Genomic DNA, 16,725 nt, shown 5'->3' on the forward strand with positions numbered 1-16,725 from the left:
AATAAAATTTCACAAAGAAAATTACACAATGTAAATTTTACAAATAAGAGGTCAAGGATGAAGGCATCAAGTTCGTTAAATAGACAGTCACACTTTCTCGGCACAAAAGTTCGTAACCTACGGAAACGTAATGGTTTAACTTTGGAAGACTTGTCATCGCGTTGCATTAAAATTGACCCTGAAGATGCGCCTTCGGTGTCGTACCTTTCGATGATTGAACGAGGTAAGCGAGTACCAAGCGAAGCCATGTTAGATGTGATCGCGCAGGTATTTCAAAAGCCACTGCACTGGTTTTTAGATGATGCCAGTGAAGAACAAGAAATCACCCCAGAAAAGGGTAGTCGTGGTGGAATTAATGGCATGGTGCTCGAACCAAGCTTTTTGTTTTCCAATGATATTTTACAAATTGCCATCCCCGAAGTGTTGTCGCAAACCGGTACGACTGGGCATCAATTTGCACACCTTTTAATTCGTGCTCACCAAGAACATCATCAAAATCACTTTCCTGATCTCGAAAAGGCAGCGGAAAAAGTCGGTCAAAAGCGCATGCCGCTGTCGGTCGAGGATTTATTGGAGATTTGCCAAGAGGTCGGGGTGAAAATTAAATGGTTTGATGAGCCATCACAAGATGTGGAGGATGTTCATGGGGTAAAATCCAAACATATTGTGCGTTCTTATGCTGAAGTGCCGGGCGTGATCCGAGTCAACCGTGCATTAAAAGCTACACCAGAAAAACTTAAATACGATTTAGCAGTACACATTGGCCATAAAGTGTTGCACAACAGTGATGGTGAAAAGCATGTGATTGCTTCGGATAATCGTAATTTATCCACTTTAATGCCGGATCAAACACGGGATGTGAATAGTTTAGATTCCAAACATATTCTGCAAGCGTGGCGCGATTTTGAATGTTCATTTTTTGCCGGTGCGTTGCTGTGTCCGAAAGTACCATTTCGTCAGTTGCTCGATCGTCATGGTTATGAGATTAGTGTAAGTAAATTAATCGGTGTGTCAGAGTCGGTGGTGATGCGTCGTATGACCGCGGTTTCACCGTACCCTCATTGGCATTATTTTGATGCTTATAATCCGGGTAAATTGAAAGCGGTCTATCGTGGTAATGGCATTCCTCTACCTTGGGGCAATATGCGAATGGTAGAAGATCCGTGCCAACATTGGTCGGTTTTCCGCATGATAGGTATTCCTGGTAACACACCAGTCGCGCAAATATCCGTTCTGAATCAAGATGGTATACCACATATTTATTGTTGTGAGTCGGTTAAAGTCAAAGACATGGCAGGTAATTATCATGTGTTGTGTTCGGGGGTTGATTTAAATCCAGCTTTAGAAGCACAAGGGGAAGATGCGATCACCATTGCCACTGCTTTGCAAAAAGAATGTGTGCGTAAAGGTGGTCAATGTGAAATCCCTTATCAAATTAAACAACAACTATGTACCGTAGCGCGGATCTTAAATATAAATTGGATCGAACGTGGGATCGAAAATCAAGCGAGGGTGATTTGTTCACGAGGCGGAATGTGCCCAAGGCAGCCGAGATGTTATAAGGATAAAGTCGAAACTCGTAGCTCGAATGCTAGAGTCTCGACTTTGTAATGATAGCTGAATCGACCTTCTCGAGTTACGAGCATTCGAGAGACGAGAAACGTTTATGTCCCTAATTCCGAGTTCCTAGTTTCTAGGTGGTGGATTAAGGTTGACTAGGTGGTATAAAAAACCAGAAGCGCACGTGGCGTTTCTGGTTTTTGTGTTTTTATCGGGCAGCTTTGTCGTTTATGGATTAACGTTACGATTAATCGGGTTTTGTAATGAAATCAAGGTTTCGGTGGACTGTACTTCATCAATCGCTTGTAGCTTATCAATCAATACATATTGCAGCTCTTCGATATTTTTACACATCAATTTAACGAAAATATTGTAGGCACCGGTGGTGTAGTAGGCTTCGACCACTTCATCTAACGCATTGAGCTTTTCAATGGCAGAGTGGTAATCTCGCGCCGCATTTAAATTAATACCAATAAAACAACATACGTCATAACCTAGTTTTTTAGCATTAACGACCACTTCAGTGCCTTCAATCACTTTAGCGGATCGCATCTTTTCCACTCGAACATGGACTGTCGCCGGACTCACATCAAAGCGTTTTGCCATCTCGGCATAAGGTGTTCGTGCATCGGCCATTAAAATCTTCAGAATCGCTTTATCAAGTTCATCTAATCGGACATTCGGATCGGGCATGTGGATTCCTTAACTCACAGTATTAATTTAATTTTTTTCTTTGTTTTACGAATATAACAAACAAAACAATAAAATAGTTGGTAAGGTTAATAACATAAATCTTTATTGCTAAAGTGAGTGATTGCTCATTTTTATTTGGGTACAGAATGAATGTAAATCTTCGGTATGTTATTACTTTCGCTCTTTCCTTTGCGAGTAGTCTTGTTTGGGCAACTGGCAACGAAACCACATCAAGAATAGAGTCTACAATGTCAGAAACAAACTCAGCGATGATCCGCCAAGCTCAGTCTAGTTCTTCAGCTATTCCTCACTCTAATGATATGTTGCATTTTCTCGCCTATTTGATTGTATTAACCGTCGTTTTATTTTTAATTATTCGTCATTTTAAGCGTGTTCGTATTACTGAAAATCAATCACAGAAAAGTCAGTATTTATTAGAAACGGTTTATGATTTAAGCCGACAAGCCATTGGTATTGTTGATAAAAAAGGGCTATTGATCTCTAGTAATCAAACTTTGAAAGAATGGGTGTATGACCCGAACTTTGATTATGGTTACCCAGTTTGGACCTATGGAGGCTGGAAGGCATCGAGTGGTGAAAACGTTCAGCAGGCGTTTCTCAAAGCACAGCAAGAAGGTGTCGTTCGTCTTGAAGTTGAATTAATGAGAACCAATATTGGACCGATTACTTTAGATTTAAGCATTAAAAAGTTGCCAATAACGGATGGGCATGATGAACAATATTTATTTGAAGGCAAGGATATTACCGACCGCAAATTGGCAGAAAAACGCTTAATTGAAAGTGAGGCTAAGTTTAGAAATTATTATCAATTACAGCCAGTGATGATGCTGACTATTGATGAACAGGATTGTATTCAAGCTGCTAACAAGTTTACCTCGGAAATATTAGGTTACGATAACCTGCCAATTTTAGGTCGAAAACTACAAAGTTTTTATGCCAAAACCACTGACATCAATGTGCTAGAAAAGCTACGTCAACCACAAAAAAAACATGCTTTAGTCGCGCGTCGTGAAATCCAATATATTGATAATACGGGTCAGTTAGTCTGGATAAGAGAAAATATTCGGCAAATCCCAGAAACTCGTCAACTACTCATTGTCGGTGAAGATATTACCGAAACCTACCTGTTAGCTGAGCAATTAAAATACCAAGTTCATCACGATGGTTTAACCGGCTTGTATAACCGATATCATTTTGAGCAACAATTAGTCATGGCTTTAAAGGAAGTGAAAGACAATGCACGTGAACATGCTTTATTTTTTCTCGATCTTGACCAGTTTAAATTAATTAATGATACCGTCGGCCATGAAGCTGGCGATGCGGCGATTGTCTATAGTGCAGAGCTGTTAGAGCAGTTAATTCCAGAAAAAGCGACACTGGCAAGAACCGATGGTGATGAGTTTGCTATTTTATTGTGTGATTGTGATGAGGACGAAGTGAATCAATTTGCTCAGTCGATTCTCAATGGTTTTAATCAAAGTCAGTTTATGTGGCGAGGTATTCACTTTAACTTAAATTGCTCGATCGGGATCCGTAAAATTGATAGCACTGCAGAATCGGTGCAAAAAATTAATGCCCAGGCGGATACCGCTTGTCATTTAGCCAAAGAAGAAGGGCGTAATCGAGCGCATTTTTATAATTGTGATGATGAATACTTCCGTCATCGTGAGTTGGAAATGGCCTGTGTTTGCCAGGTATATGACGCATTAGCCAATGATCGATTAGAACTGTATGCTCAACCGATTTTAGATATTGCGCCAGCACCGAGTGACAAATTGCACTTTGAAATATTGGTGCGCTTGCGTGATGATAAGAATGAGCTGATGTCACCGGGGATCTTTATTCCAGCGATTGAGCGCTATAACTTGGCTCATTTGGTTGACCGGGAAGTATTTAAGCAAACTTTAGCCTGGTTTGAAGCGCGACTGGATGTGATTGATAAGCTAGGGCGTTGCTCAATAAATCTTTCAGGTCAGTCTATGGGCGATAAAGACTTTATTGATTTTCTGATTGATCTGTTGCAAAACACCAGTGTACCAACAGAAAAAATCTGTATTGAAATCACTGAAACGGCTGCGGTAGGGAATATGCAACAAGCCTCCCAGTTGTTTACTCGCTTAAAGCGGTTAGGTTGTAAGATTGCGTTAGATGATTTCGGTTCCGGCTTGTCTTCTTTTGCTTATTTAAAAACCTTACCGTTAGATATCGTGAAAATTGATGGTTGCTTTGTGCGAGATATGCATCAAAATGAAGTTGACTATATTTTAGTGCAATCAATTCATAATCTTGTTAAGCAGCTTGGTAAGCAAACTGTGGCTGAGTTTGTGGAAAATGAAGAAATATTATCGTGCCTAGTTGGCCTAGGCGTCGACTATGCTCAAGGCTACTTAATTAGTCCTCCTCAACCACTAGAGTATCTAGTCGAAAGTTTTATTTCTCAACCTGCTTCATCTTATGTTCCGGATAACGGATAATGCCGCGTCATTATTTGAATCTGTATTATTTTTGGAGTTTGTGTGCAATTGAACCTATGTTGTGATAATCCTTCTCAGCAAGCTCAATTAGATGAGATTGCTGCGCGTTGGCAACTTACCCATCAGCCCGATAGCGTGTTTGCTTTGGTACTGACCGAGCAACGTTTGGAGTTACGTAAATTAGATGAACCTAAGCTAGGCGCTATTTATGTTGATTTAGCCGGAGGCGCAGTCGCTCACCGTCGTAAATTTGGTGGGGGTAAAGGCCAAGCGATCGCTAAAGCAGCAGGTTTAAACAAAGGTGTCACACCGAGTGTACTGGATGCCACTGCCGGATTAGGGCGCGATGCATTTGTATTAGCATCGTTAGGGTGCAAGGTTCAAATGGTAGAGCGTAACCCTGTGGTTGCGGCTTTATTGGATGATGGTTTAACCCGCGCCAAGCAAGATGTTGAAATTGGCGAGTGGGTCAGTGAACGCATGAGCCTATTGCATGCTTCGAGTCACGATGCCCTACAGAAATTAATGGCGCAAAGTGATTTCGTTCAGCCGGATGTCGTCTATCTCGATCCTATGTACCCTCATCCTGAAAACAAAAAGAAAAGCGCATTAGTTAAAAAAGAAATGCGAGTATTTCAATCGCTAGTAGGGGCCGATAATGATGCCGATGGCTTATTAGAACCTGCACTGCAACTTGCCACCAAGCGAGTGGTAGTCAAGCGCCCAGACTACGCGCCGTGGCTCGATCAACACAAACCTAGTATGGCGATTGAAACCAAGAAAAATCGCTTTGATGTATATGTTCTCAACAGTATGGTGACACAAAATTAACACGCCCTAATGAATTAATGTGCGAGCATAGAGTCGGAATAAGAGTTGTTCCCCAATTATTGGGTATTTATATTCAGAGATAAAAAGGTGATTATGAAATTCTCTCAAGTTTTATTGACCGCTTCGTTATTCACTCCTTTAGCTTCGTTTGTGGTAGTTGCCGAACCACAACAAGAGGTCGCACAATTACTACAAGATAAAATCGTGGTCGGCGAAAAAGAGTGGATCACGGTTTTAGATACCGATCAGCGTACTATCGCCAAAATAGATACCGGCGCGACCACATCTTCGATCAACGCCATCGATATTCATGATTTTGAAAAAGACGGCAAAGATATGGTGTCATTTAAAATTAAAGCCAAAGATGATGTGAGCAAAGAAATTACCTTGCCAGTTAAGCGCTGGGTGCATATTAAACAATCTTCAAGTCCAGAAACCTCACGTCGTCCAATTGTTGAATTAACTATTAAGCTGGGCGATAAGACCTACACTACGCCATTTAACTTGGTGGATCGTGACCACATGATCAATGCGATTTTGATTGGTCGCTCTTTCCTCAACCCCGTTGCATTAGTGGATGTTGAACAAAAATATATCCATAAGAATTAATCTTAAAATCAAACCTTTGTCATAACTGCTTTCAAATGCGAGTAATTTTCACTTGTATTGAATGATATTTAACTCTATAAAGAAATGAGAATCGTTGTTATTTGTCTTATCGTAATTTCGATTGGTCATTTCATTAGGGTGTGTAGTTATGGCAAAGTCTTTATGTAAATTTTCTCGCCGCGATATTAAAGCCGGAAAAATCGACAAGTTAGTGTTGGACTCGCAATTTTATTGTGGCTCTTGTGCACGCACGTCGAATCAAAAAGGTGCGCTATGCAAACCTGTCTCTCTGGCCAAACTTTCTCAATCTAATCAACTCGATAAAAATGTGACTCAAGCATTATTGCCCATTCAGGCGAGCAATGTGCCTGAGGTGATCGCCAAAGCCAAATCGATGAAAGCACAACGCGAATATAACCAGCAAGCGACCATCCAGCCGCTGAATAATGGCGTCAACTTGGTGGTGCCATCAAAAGTAATTGCTAAACCGAGCATTGAGCCAACCATGCCTGAACTTGAGGCTCAACCTTTGCTTGCCCCAAATGAAATCAAGCAACAGTTACAAACCTTGAAGAAAGGCTTAAAAGCACAGAAGAAACAACAAAAACAAATGAAAAAACTGCTGAAAAAGCAGCGTAAGTTAGCGAAGAAGCATAAGAAAGTTTTAAAACAAGAGCTTAAATTGAATAAGCAAGAAGCCAAGATTGCCAAACAAGAAGCGCGTATCGAAAAGCGTTTATCTAGCTTTAACACAGTCGAGCCAATCCCGTTTCCAAAAAATATCACCGGCAAAGTGGTCGGCCTGAAATCATTGCATTAAGAAAAGCTTTGGTTTGTATGTGTAAATTCAAGGCTAGGTACATCTTCAAATTTATGCATTGAAACAACAAGCGATCCCAAATAACTCCCTCCCTTACCAACGAAAAATACTTGGCATCAAGCTTTACAGCCAAGGGAGGGCGGGGGAAGGTTGATGTGAGAAATTTATTTGTATCCCAAAGTAGTTTTGTATAACCAACCCCATCCCCGCTTCCCCTTATATTAACTCCTGCTGACAAGTGGCTTCACCTATCAAGGGGAAGAGCTGATCTTTGCCGCAGCTACTTTCATTTTTATCTAAATAAATTAGTCCGCGGTGAGTGTTTTTTGAAATCGTCATTCCAGCCGAGCCTAAGCGAGAGCAGGAATCTACTTACCTCGCGCTGAATATTTAAAGTGTTTTTTATGCTGAATAAATATGAGGTGAATTCATACTTTATGAATAAATTTAATTATTTAGCTTGTTGTTCAAAAAAGTGACTGAGAAGATAGACGGAAAGACTATACGGATTTTTCCGCCTATTAAATTGTTAGCTTTCACAGGAGACAACGTGCCAGTAGTTGGAAAATGTAAACTTTGTAACCAGCAAAAAGACTTACAAATGTCTCACGCTGTTGGTGATTCAATTTTTAAGAAAATATCTAGAACCAATTCAGGAAAAGGTATATCTCTTACCTCCGGTGATGAAGCTATTGGCTACAGCTGTGATAGCTGGGCCGGGTATCAATTATGCTTAGATTGTGAAAGGTTATTAAATATAGAGTATGAACAATATTCTCTTGGTGTACTCAGAGGTAAAAACTGCCAATTATCTAAAACGGATTTAGGACTGACATTTAAAGAGTTAGATCAGCAAAAGCTGATAATGTACTTTTTATCGATTTACTGGAGAGCTGCCAATTCAGGCCATTCGGCATATAAAAATGTAGTAATCATTGATGACGACAATGAATACTTAAGAAATTCGATTTTAAACAACACTAAAATACCTGATGGTAAATTTTCAATTAAGATAAGTCGCGTTGTAGATTTGAGTGACAGTAAAAGGTTCTCTCCAGATAGTATAAAGCAAATTGTTGTGTCGCCTTTTTGCCGAGTTTATGAAAATAGAAAGCTTGAAAATGCCTCTATATGCTTCATGTTTGAAGGTTTTTTTATTGAGATTTATGTCAAGGGCTTGAAGCTAAAGGATAGGTCTAAATATGGGGTGCTTGCTAAATCTAAAAGACTACTGGTTGTTCCATACCTAAACCTTTTTAAAATAGACGAAGTTATTGATTTAATGGTAAAAAATTACGGTGAGTACGTTGAAGGTAACAGTAAAGTAAAAGCTAACAAACCAAAGCCGTCGGACGTAAACTAGTTGGCTGCGTTTGCTTCGCTCACAATTTTAGCCAACTAATTTACGCCGCTGTTTGGGGCGTTGTTATGTTGCCTCGATAAATTTGGAAATCTAGAGTTCGGAAATGATAAGAAAGTACAATTCACATGACTTAGATTCGGTTCTTGAAATCTGGCTTGAAGCCTCTGTCAAAGCGCATGATTTCGTCCCAGCGAACTTCTGGAGATCTCAAGTAGAGAGCATGCGTAATATTTATATTCCAGTTTCAGAAGTTTTCGTTTATGAAATCGAGTCGAAAACAGTTGGTTTCTATGCCCTGTATGAAAATACTTTGGCAGCTATATTCGTATTTCCTGAATTTCAGGGTAAAGGCATCGGTAAGCAATTATTAAGTCATGCCAAAGCTCAAAGGGCGATCTTGAGCCTTTCCGTATACAAAGAAAACCAGGCTAGTTATCAGTTCTATTTGTCTCAAGGTTTTATAGTCGTCAGTGAGCAACTGGACGAGCATACGGGACACCTAGAGTACACAATGAATTCGGGCACATAACAATACAAACATTTAAGTTTTCAAGACATTTTTTATTACAGCGGTTTATATCAGCAATTTGAAAATATTTCTGTCAAACCCACTGCATATCGAACATCAATACCCAATTAACCCACTCAATATAATCAAAACTATCCAATATTGTATAAGTGGGTTCATTTCAGTTGAGCATACTGCATCACCAACTCAGCAATGCTTTTGGCGGAAAACTTCTTCATTAAATTCGAGCGGTGGACTTCGACCGTTCGTACTGCGATACATAACTTATCGGCGATTTGTTGATTCTTCATTCCTTGCACCACCAATCCTAAAATCGCCTGCTCTCGCTCAGTTAACGATTCAAAAGCCTTTTGTATCGTCATTGCTTGAGTGGCTTGCTCTGAATAATCACACGCCTTATTGATTGCCTCTACTAGTACTTTGCCATCTATTGGCTTTTGTAGAAAATCCACCGCGCCTTGCTTTAATGCTTCGACCGCCATGGGCACATCGCCGTGGCCGGTTAAATAAATCACGCCTAATGGACTATGTTGTTGTTGCAACAGTTGGTGGACTTGCTGGCCTCGCATATTTGGCATGCGACTATCGAGTACCACACAACCTGCTTGATCGAGTTTCGCTTGCTGGAGAAAGCTTTCACCATTGGAAAAACATTGCACTTGGTAGTCAAACTCTTGCAGTAAGAAGGCAAGAGAATCGAGCACGGATTCATCGTCATCAACGAGGTAAATCGGTAATTGAGTCATAGTGATCCTTTAACTGTTTGGTTGATGGTTAGTAGGTTGCCAGAACATTAACGATAGGGGAGTTGAATATGCGCTTCACACCCGTGTGGCTCAAGAGGAGACAAAGAAAAATGGCCATGATGATGTTCAATAATATCGTGGCAAATTGATAGCCCCAAGCCTAGTCCTTTTTCTTTTGTGCTGACAAAGGCGCTTTGTAATTCGCGAATAGGCAGAGTTAAGCCTGCGCCGTTATCACGTAGATAAATATCCAGTTGTTGTTCGGCATAATTAATGACCACTTCAATGCGATTAATCGCCTCTTGAGGGTAGCTGAGGCAAGAATCGGCAGCGTTATTGATGATATTGACTAACACTTGTTGCAAACCTACTGCATCAGCATAAATCTCTCGCGGGGTGCCATTGGAGATGACTTTGATTTGTATTTTTTTATCCGTTAAGTCGTGGCTGAGTAGGGCTAACGTATCATCGATTAATGCGTCGATGTTTAGGTTTTTCTTAGCCACTGTACGCTTGGTGATTAGCGTTCGTAAGCGCTGCACAATCGCATCGACGCGTACTACTTGTTGCTCAATTTTATCCATAATGGGCGTTAGGCTGGTGGCATCCGCGCCTTTTTCAATCCGCAGTTTTGCCCCTTGACTGTAATTGCGAATCGCTGAAAGGGGCTGATTGATTTCATGGGCCAGATTAGTACCAAGCCCGCCGACAATCGCTACTCGCTGTGCATGTTCTAGCATTTGGCTTTTTTGTTTTAATTCGAATTGTGCTTGATTGAGGAGTTTTTGGTTGCGGTTAAAACGAAATTCCAACCAAAAGTGATAAATGTTCAGTGCGATAAATAATACCGCCGCCCCCCACGCCCATTGTTGATGCTGTTTAAGCCACATTAATGCCTGTTGCCACCAAGGGGTTTGTTGAGGGTGAATGTTCAAATCACGATACATTTTCACTACGCTTAATGAACTGATTGGTGATGACCAACCTTGTGATTTAGCGGCAATCGCAGCAGGGCTATCTTTGGGTAGATTTAATAACGCTTGAGTAACGGCAGTGGCGACGATTTCATTGGCTTTGCTGGTTTTGGCAAATGACCAGTTGGGATACAGCGGGGTAGAGACTGCGCAAGGAAAGTTTTGCGGGGCGCTATTGTTGATTACTCGAAATTGCGATTTATCGATCAGGCCTTCTTGGTCCATATTCTCTAGTAAACAGACGGGAGTAATTGCCACATCGAACTGATGATCGCGTAGGTGGTACAGCATGGCATCAATAGGAAAACCGAGATAATCGATTTTTTTGAAAAATAAACTCGGGTCTTTTTGTTTGGATTTTAAATACTGACTTAAAGTTAGAAACCCACCAAATGCATCCGGTGACACGGCAACTACGTGACTATTTTGCAAATCTTCTAGGTCGATAAACGAGCTGTCATTTCTGACAACTAAGGTGCTGCCGAGCGCTTGATTGGTGCCATTGGGCCACGGGCTTTTTAACGTCGCGATCCAAGATAACGGATACTGCCACCCCAATTTTACTGACTGGCCAGGATTGGTGATCACAAATTCTGCGCTGTTGGTTTTAATTACGTCTTCCATTTGCTCCAGATTTCTTGATCTTAGAGAAAATTGGTATTGAGGTAATTGCTGGTTGAGCCAATCAATAGTCGGTTGCCAACGTTGTATTGCTTGAGGATTACCGCGAGTCGCCAGTACGGCAACTTGAATCGGAAGTGGTTGAACTTTAGGTTGAGATTGAGTCTGTAAATTTTCTGCATGAGCTAAAGAAAAGTCGCTTACTCCGAAAATAATAAATAACAGGTGAAGTGACCATATAGCTTGAGTGAGTGGTTTGATAAAGCGGTTCACATGCTTTCCTTATTCGAAATAGTTCACGCAAAACTTGTTTTAGATCAAGTCAGATTGGGTTATGTGGAAAACCACAATAGAGCAAAAAGTATCCCTTGGTGAGAATACCCCTTAAGAGTTATCACCAGCAAGGTCAATCTCATGGATCAAACAAAACGACGCTTTCTCCGTGGTCTCGGCGCAGTTTCTGCCGGGGCTGCCATTATTCCGGTGGCGACCGCCGCCCCTATTATTCGTAATAACCAAGAGCCGGGCCGTCAAGGCATGAAGGGCAAACGTTATGCAATGATCGTCGACCTACGTAAATGTGTTGGTTGCCAAGCCTGTACTGTGGGTTGCAGCATTGAAAATCAAGCACCGATTGGTCAGTTCCGCACTACTGTTAAACAGTATGAAGTCACTTTAGATGACGGTTCAACAGCCAAAAAAGAAAGCAAGGTATTCACTTTACCACGCCTTTGTAACCATTGTGAAAACCCGCCTTGTGTGGCGGTTTGCCCTGTACAAGCGACCTTCCAGCGTGAAGATGGCATTGTGATGGTCGATAACAAACGCTGCGTGGCTTGTGCTTATTGCGTGCAAGCTTGTCCTTACGATGCACGCTTTATCAATGAAGAAACGCTCACTGCTGATAAATGCACTTTCTGTGCTCATCGCCTAGAAGACGGTTTGCTTCCAGCTTGCGTAGAAACCTGCGTCGGCGGCGCGCGTGTGATTGGTGATTTAAATGATGCCAATAGCCAAATTAGTCAACTGATGCGTGAATTTAAAAATGAAATCAAAGTGCTAAAACCGGAAGCTGGTACGCAACCGCATGTTTTCTATATCGGCTTGCAAGATGAGTTTACCTCACATATTGAAGGTAAAGCGGCAATTTACGATCCTCAAGGAGAGCACTAATGAATATTACTGAAGTTTTAATTCCGTCTCAGACGGTGGCTTGGCTTCCGTGGGCAGTGCAATACTTTTTTTATATTGGCTCGGCTTATGCGGCGGCGATTTTGTTTTTTGCTAGCCTATTCCTACGAGATAAGACGAGTCATACATTACGTGCAGCATTGGCGTTATGTTTAGGTATTTGCGCGATTGTTGGTCCGTTAGCCTTAACCGCTGACTTACACCAACCGGGTCGTGCTTGGCATTTTTTCCCTCATTTAACTTCTTGGTCTTGGATGTCGCGTGGCGCAATTTTATTGCCAATATTTTCAATGTTAGCGGTATTAGCGGCGTGGTTATATTTACGCCCTGAGATTAGCAAGCTAGCCAATAGCGATAATAAATACCTTCGTCTTGTTGGCTTACTCACCCTCGGTCAGTGGCAAGCGTCCGCTAAATTAATTACTGCGGTTGCTGGGGTAACCGTTTTCTCTGGCTTGTCGATTGCTCTGTACACCGGAATGGAAATCTACGTGGTTGCCGCTCGTCCAATGTGGCATCAACCTGCATCGCCTATCTTATGGTTTGTGACGGCTTTCTTTGGTGCGATTGGTTTTACGTTGTTTATTTTGAACTTAATACCGAGCCAAGATAAGGCCATTCAACTAACTTCAACGGATATGAGTCTGCTGAAACGTTGCGTGGAGATTTGCTCAGTGTTGTCGTTAATTCTATTACCTATCTGGGTATCGAATGGTGCCTATATGAATCTACTGCAATACGGCAGTTGGTTTAGCAACCTAGTGTTAATGATGGCCGCGTTTGTCGCTTGCTTAATGATGGCAATGGTTGTAATGCGTGGTCAGCAATTTAAGCGACTTTCATTACTGGCTTGTAGCGCGCTTACTATTGCCACGTGTTGGGCGATTCGCTGGATGACTATGATTGAAGTGCAAACGCTGCCGAAATACGACCAAGGCCCATACCCTTATGATTTGCCATTAGGCGCACCAGGTATGCTGGGGGTAGTTGGTATGGCAGGTTTATGGCTATTGCTGGCGGTGATATTAACCGAAGTAGTGCAATCTAAATCTGAAAAATCAGTTTCATCAAACACTCCTTTATCAACTCAAGAGTAAGAGGTCATCATGGATAACAAACGTCGTAAGTTTATAAAATCTGGTCTTGCTGTTGGAGGTGGTGCTGCATTTGCTGCGGGGTATGCTTCCACTGCAATGCATGCTTCTAAAGGAATGATAGAAGGAACTGCTGGAGAGAAAACCAAACATATTCATTTTGGTAACTCACTTGACCCTGAATATCAGGTGAAGAACGGTAATTTAATTGCTAACTCCAAACAACGTGTTGCGCCATCTATGTGTTTTGGCTGTTGGACGTTGTGTGGCGTTCGTGTACGTGTGGATAATGAAACCGATGAGATTCTGCGCATCTCAGGTAACCCTTATCACCCACTTTCCAGTGAGCAAAAAATCTCATTTGAAACCCCGGTTAAAGACGCTTATTTATCATTAACTGGTGAAGCGGGCATTGAAGGTCGTTCGACTGCTTGTGCACGTGGCAATGCTATGATGGATATTCGCACCAGTCCATATCGTATTACTCAACCATTAAAGCGTGTCGGTAAACGTGGTGAAGGTAAGTGGGAGCCGATCAGCTATGAGCAATTATTAAAAGAAGTGGTTGAAGGTGGTGATTTGTTTGGTGAAGGGCATGTTGATGGCTTAAAAGCGATTCGTGATATTAAAACGCCAGTTGATCCGAATAACCCTGAATACGGCCCGCTAGCCAATCAACTATTAATGACCAATGCGAGTAATGAAGGTCGTGATGACATCATTAAGCGTTTTGCTTTTAATAGTTTTGGTACTCGTAACTTTGGTCATCACGGTTCGTATTGTGGTTACGCGTTCCGTGCTGGATCTGGCGCATTTATGAATGATCTGGATGGTTTCTCTCATATGAAGCCAGATTTTGAACATGCAGAATTTGCATTATTTATTGGTACTGCGCCAGCGCAAGCCGGTAATCCATTTAAGCGTCAAGCACGTCAATTAGCCAATGCGCGTACTCGCGGTAATTTTGAATACACGGTGGTTACGCCAACGTTGCAAATGTCGACTAGCCTTGCCACGGGGAATAATAACCATTGGTTGGCCATTAAATCGGGTACGGATTCAGCCTTAGTATTAGCCATCATTCAATGGATGATCAGCAACGACAAATACGATAAAAACTTCCTTGTCCAGCCTGGTGCTTCTGCAATGAAAAAAGCTGGTAATGCCCATTGGTGTAATGCAACGCATTTAGTGATTGTTGAGCAAGGCCATGAGCGAGAAGGGGGGTTCTTACGTGCCTCTGATCTTGGTCTTGCTTACAGTGGTGACAAATTGTCAGATGGCGATGCGTATGTGATTGTTGATCAGGCCTCTGGTAAGTTAGCTCTGCATACTCAAGACAAACCTGCACAGTTGTATGTCGATCAAAAGATAAGCACGCCAAATGGTGAGATTGCAGTTCGTTCATCGATGCAACAACTCAAGCAAGCGGCATTTGAATACTCTATTGATGAATTTGCTGATCTTTGTGGTATTCCTGCTAATGAAATTACGCAGTTAGCAGCTAAATTACATCAACATGGCAGTAAATCTGTGGTTGATACTCATGGTGGTAACATGCACAGCAATGGTTTCTACAATGCTTTTAGTATTGTGATGCTTAACGCTATGTTAGGGAACATCAACAAAAAAGGTGGCATGATGGCTAAAGCGGGGGGTTACCCTACTTCGTCTGCTGGTCCACGTTACGATTTCACTCAATTTGATGGCATGGTTGCGCCGAAGGGAGTATTTCTTTCTCGTTCTAAATTCCCATATCAAAAAACCACGGAATATAAACGTCGTATTGAAGCCGGTGAATCGCCGTATCCAACCCGTGCACCTTGGTATCCAATTTCTGCGCCATTACTAACTGAGCATTTATCGGCGGCAATTGATGGTTATCCTTATCGCTTAAAAGCTTGGATCAACCACATGGCGAATCCTTTATATGGTGTACCGGGGTTAACCACGTTGTTACGTGACAAATTGTGCGATCCGAAAGAGTTGCCTTTGATTGTTTCGGTGGATGCATTTATCAATGAAACCACGGCAATTTCTGACTATATTGTGCCAGATACCGTGACGTATGAAAGTTGGGGTATGGCTGGTCCTTGGCATGATGTTCCAACCAAAGCAGTAACGGCTCGTTGGCCGATTGTCGAATCTCGTACAGAAAAGACGGCCGATGGTCGCGAAATTTGTTTAGAAACCTTCTTAATTGATATGGCGAAAAGCATGAAGCTAGGTGGCTTTGGTGATAACGCGATTAAAGATGCGCAAGGTAATTGGCACGGCATTCATAATGCGGCTGATTTCTACCTACGTTCAGCGGCTAACCTTGCTTATGTTGCCGGTGGAACACCGAATGCCAGCAGTGAAGATATTTACTTCTCAGGACTAGAGCGTTTGCTGCCCGATATGCAACGCGTGTTAAGCAAAGATGAATTTGCCAAAGTGGCCTTTATTTATGCTCGCGGTGGACGTTTTGAAAATGCCACTGAAGCCTACAAAGGTGATGTCATGAAATATCAATGGCAAAAACCGGTGGCGATTTGGAATGAAAAACTCGGTACTTCGCGTAATACCATGACAGGTGAGTTGTATTCTGGTTGCCCAACTTGGTATCCACAAAAGCTGGCAGATGGTACGCCAATGGATGAGGTGTATGCTAAATCAGAGTGGCCCTTTACCTTAACCAATTTTAAGTCGAATATTCATAGTGCAGTATCTAACCTTTCACCACGTTTGAATTCGATTAAAGGCAATAATCCAGTTTATATTCACCCAGAAGATGCCAAGCAATACGGCGTGCAAACGGGCGATCAGTTTACGGTTGAAACCCCAACTCACTCAATCAAAGCAACGGCAATGCTGGTGGATGGTATTCATCGTGGCGTACTCGGCTTTGAACATGGCTTTGGTCATACCGAGCTTGGTGAACGAGCTCACTGGATTGGTGATAAGCAACAACCGGTGAAAATGAAATCGAGCGATGGGGTGAATATCAACGATATCGGCTTGATTGATCCAACTCGTGAAGGGAAAGGTGTGTTACTGGATTGGGTAGTGGGTTCCGCTGCTCGTCAGGCGCTACCGGGTAAGATTAAACTGCCTTAATTGGGTATAGATTAATAATCTAGAACGAAAAACGGGCGCTCATTAATTTGAACGTCCGTTTTTTATTGGGAGAATATTCTCGTTTCTCGTTTCTCGTTTC

13 protein-coding genes are annotated in these 16,725 nt (G+C 42.0%); 10 read left to right on the top strand and 3 right to left on the bottom strand.

The window, feature by feature from the left end:
• The first annotated feature begins 57 nt into the window (after window positions 1–57).
• A complete protein-coding gene (locus ACE3G9_RS08065) occupies window positions 58–1,611 on the top strand; it encodes a DUF3612 domain-containing protein (RefSeq protein ID WP_449218875.1) in 1,554 nt (517 codons plus the stop codon).
• A 177-nt stretch (window positions 1,612–1,788) separates the two neighbouring features.
• On the opposite strand, the gene asnC is transcribed toward ACE3G9_RS08065, so the two are convergent.
• On the bottom strand, window positions 1,789–2,253 hold the full coding sequence (gene asnC, locus ACE3G9_RS08070; RefSeq protein WP_449218876.1) for a transcriptional regulator AsnC: 465 nt from the start codon (window positions 2,251–2,253) through the stop codon (window positions 1,789–1,791).
• Between the two features lie 662 nt (window positions 2,254–2,915).
• Here asnC and ACE3G9_RS08075 point away from each other — a divergent pair.
• The 6 genes from ACE3G9_RS08075 to ACE3G9_RS08100 all read left to right on the top strand — a co-directional run bounded on the left by ACE3G9_RS08075 (window position 2,916) and on the right by ACE3G9_RS08100 (window position 8,900).
• Window positions 2,916–4,748 (top strand): sensor domain-containing protein, encoded by a 1,833-nt coding sequence (locus ACE3G9_RS08075; protein WP_449218920.1) that lies wholly within the window; start codon window positions 2,916–2,918, stop codon window positions 4,746–4,748.
• Window positions 4,749–4,790: 42 nt separating this feature from the next.
• Window positions 4,791–5,579 (top strand): class I SAM-dependent methyltransferase, encoded by a 789-nt coding sequence (locus ACE3G9_RS08080; protein WP_449218877.1) that lies wholly within the window; start codon window positions 4,791–4,793, stop codon window positions 5,577–5,579.
• A 93-nt stretch (window positions 5,580–5,672) separates the two neighbouring features.
• Window positions 5,673–6,188, top strand: a complete 516-nt coding sequence (locus ACE3G9_RS08085) for an ATP-dependent zinc protease family protein (RefSeq protein WP_417880420.1) — start codon at window positions 5,673–5,675, stop codon at window positions 6,186–6,188.
• A gap of 148 nt (window positions 6,189–6,336) precedes the next feature.
• A complete protein-coding gene (locus ACE3G9_RS08090) occupies window positions 6,337–7,008 on the top strand; it encodes a hypothetical protein (RefSeq protein ID WP_449218878.1) in 672 nt (223 codons plus the stop codon).
• A gap of 550 nt (window positions 7,009–7,558) precedes the next feature.
• Window positions 7,559–8,371, top strand: coding sequence for a hypothetical protein (locus tag ACE3G9_RS08095; RefSeq protein WP_449218879.1), 813 nt, complete (start codon window positions 7,559–7,561; stop codon window positions 8,369–8,371).
• Window positions 8,372–8,474: 103 nt separating this feature from the next.
• Complete coding sequence (locus ACE3G9_RS08100) at window positions 8,475–8,900, top strand: N-acetyltransferase (protein WP_449218880.1); 426 nt, start codon at window positions 8,475–8,477, stop codon at window positions 8,898–8,900.
• Between the two features lie 155 nt (window positions 8,901–9,055).
• On the opposite strand, the gene ACE3G9_RS08105 is transcribed toward ACE3G9_RS08100, so the two are convergent.
• Together ACE3G9_RS08105 and ACE3G9_RS08110 are read right to left on the bottom strand one after the other, a co-directional pair.
• Window positions 9,056–9,646 (bottom strand): response regulator transcription factor, encoded by a 591-nt coding sequence (locus ACE3G9_RS08105; RefSeq protein WP_449218881.1) that lies wholly within the window; start codon window positions 9,644–9,646, stop codon window positions 9,056–9,058.
• A gap of 47 nt (window positions 9,647–9,693) precedes the next feature.
• Entirely contained in the window at window positions 9,694–11,514 is a 1,821-nt protein-coding gene (locus ACE3G9_RS08110) for a sensor histidine kinase (RefSeq protein ID WP_449218882.1), read from the bottom strand.
• A 141-nt stretch (window positions 11,515–11,655) separates the two neighbouring features.
• Between ACE3G9_RS08110 and dsrO the strand changes: the two genes are divergently transcribed.
• Genes dsrO through ACE3G9_RS08125 form a run of 3 tightly spaced genes read left to right on the top strand, consistent with a single transcriptional unit; the run spans window position 11,656 to window position 16,625 of the window.
• A complete protein-coding gene (gene dsrO, locus ACE3G9_RS08115) occupies window positions 11,656–12,414 on the top strand; it encodes a sulfate reduction electron transfer complex DsrMKJOP subunit DsrO (protein ID WP_449218883.1) in 759 nt (252 codons plus the stop codon).
• Window positions 12,414–13,529 carry an NrfD/PsrC family molybdoenzyme membrane anchor subunit gene (nrfD, locus tag ACE3G9_RS08120; RefSeq protein ID WP_449218884.1) on the top strand — a complete coding sequence of 372 codons (1,116 nt, stop codon included), beginning with the start codon at window positions 12,414–12,416 and terminating at the stop codon, window positions 13,527–13,529. Before dsrO ends, nrfD begins: the two co-directional genes overlap by 1 nt.
• Before the next feature lie 9 nt (window positions 13,530–13,538).
• Window positions 13,539–16,625 (top strand): molybdopterin-dependent oxidoreductase, encoded by a 3,087-nt coding sequence (locus ACE3G9_RS08125; RefSeq protein ID WP_449218885.1) that lies wholly within the window; start codon window positions 13,539–13,541, stop codon window positions 16,623–16,625.
• Window positions 16,626–16,725 lie beyond the last annotated feature (100 nt).

It is taken from the genome of Vibrio sp. E150_018 (genome assembly GCF_053544035.1).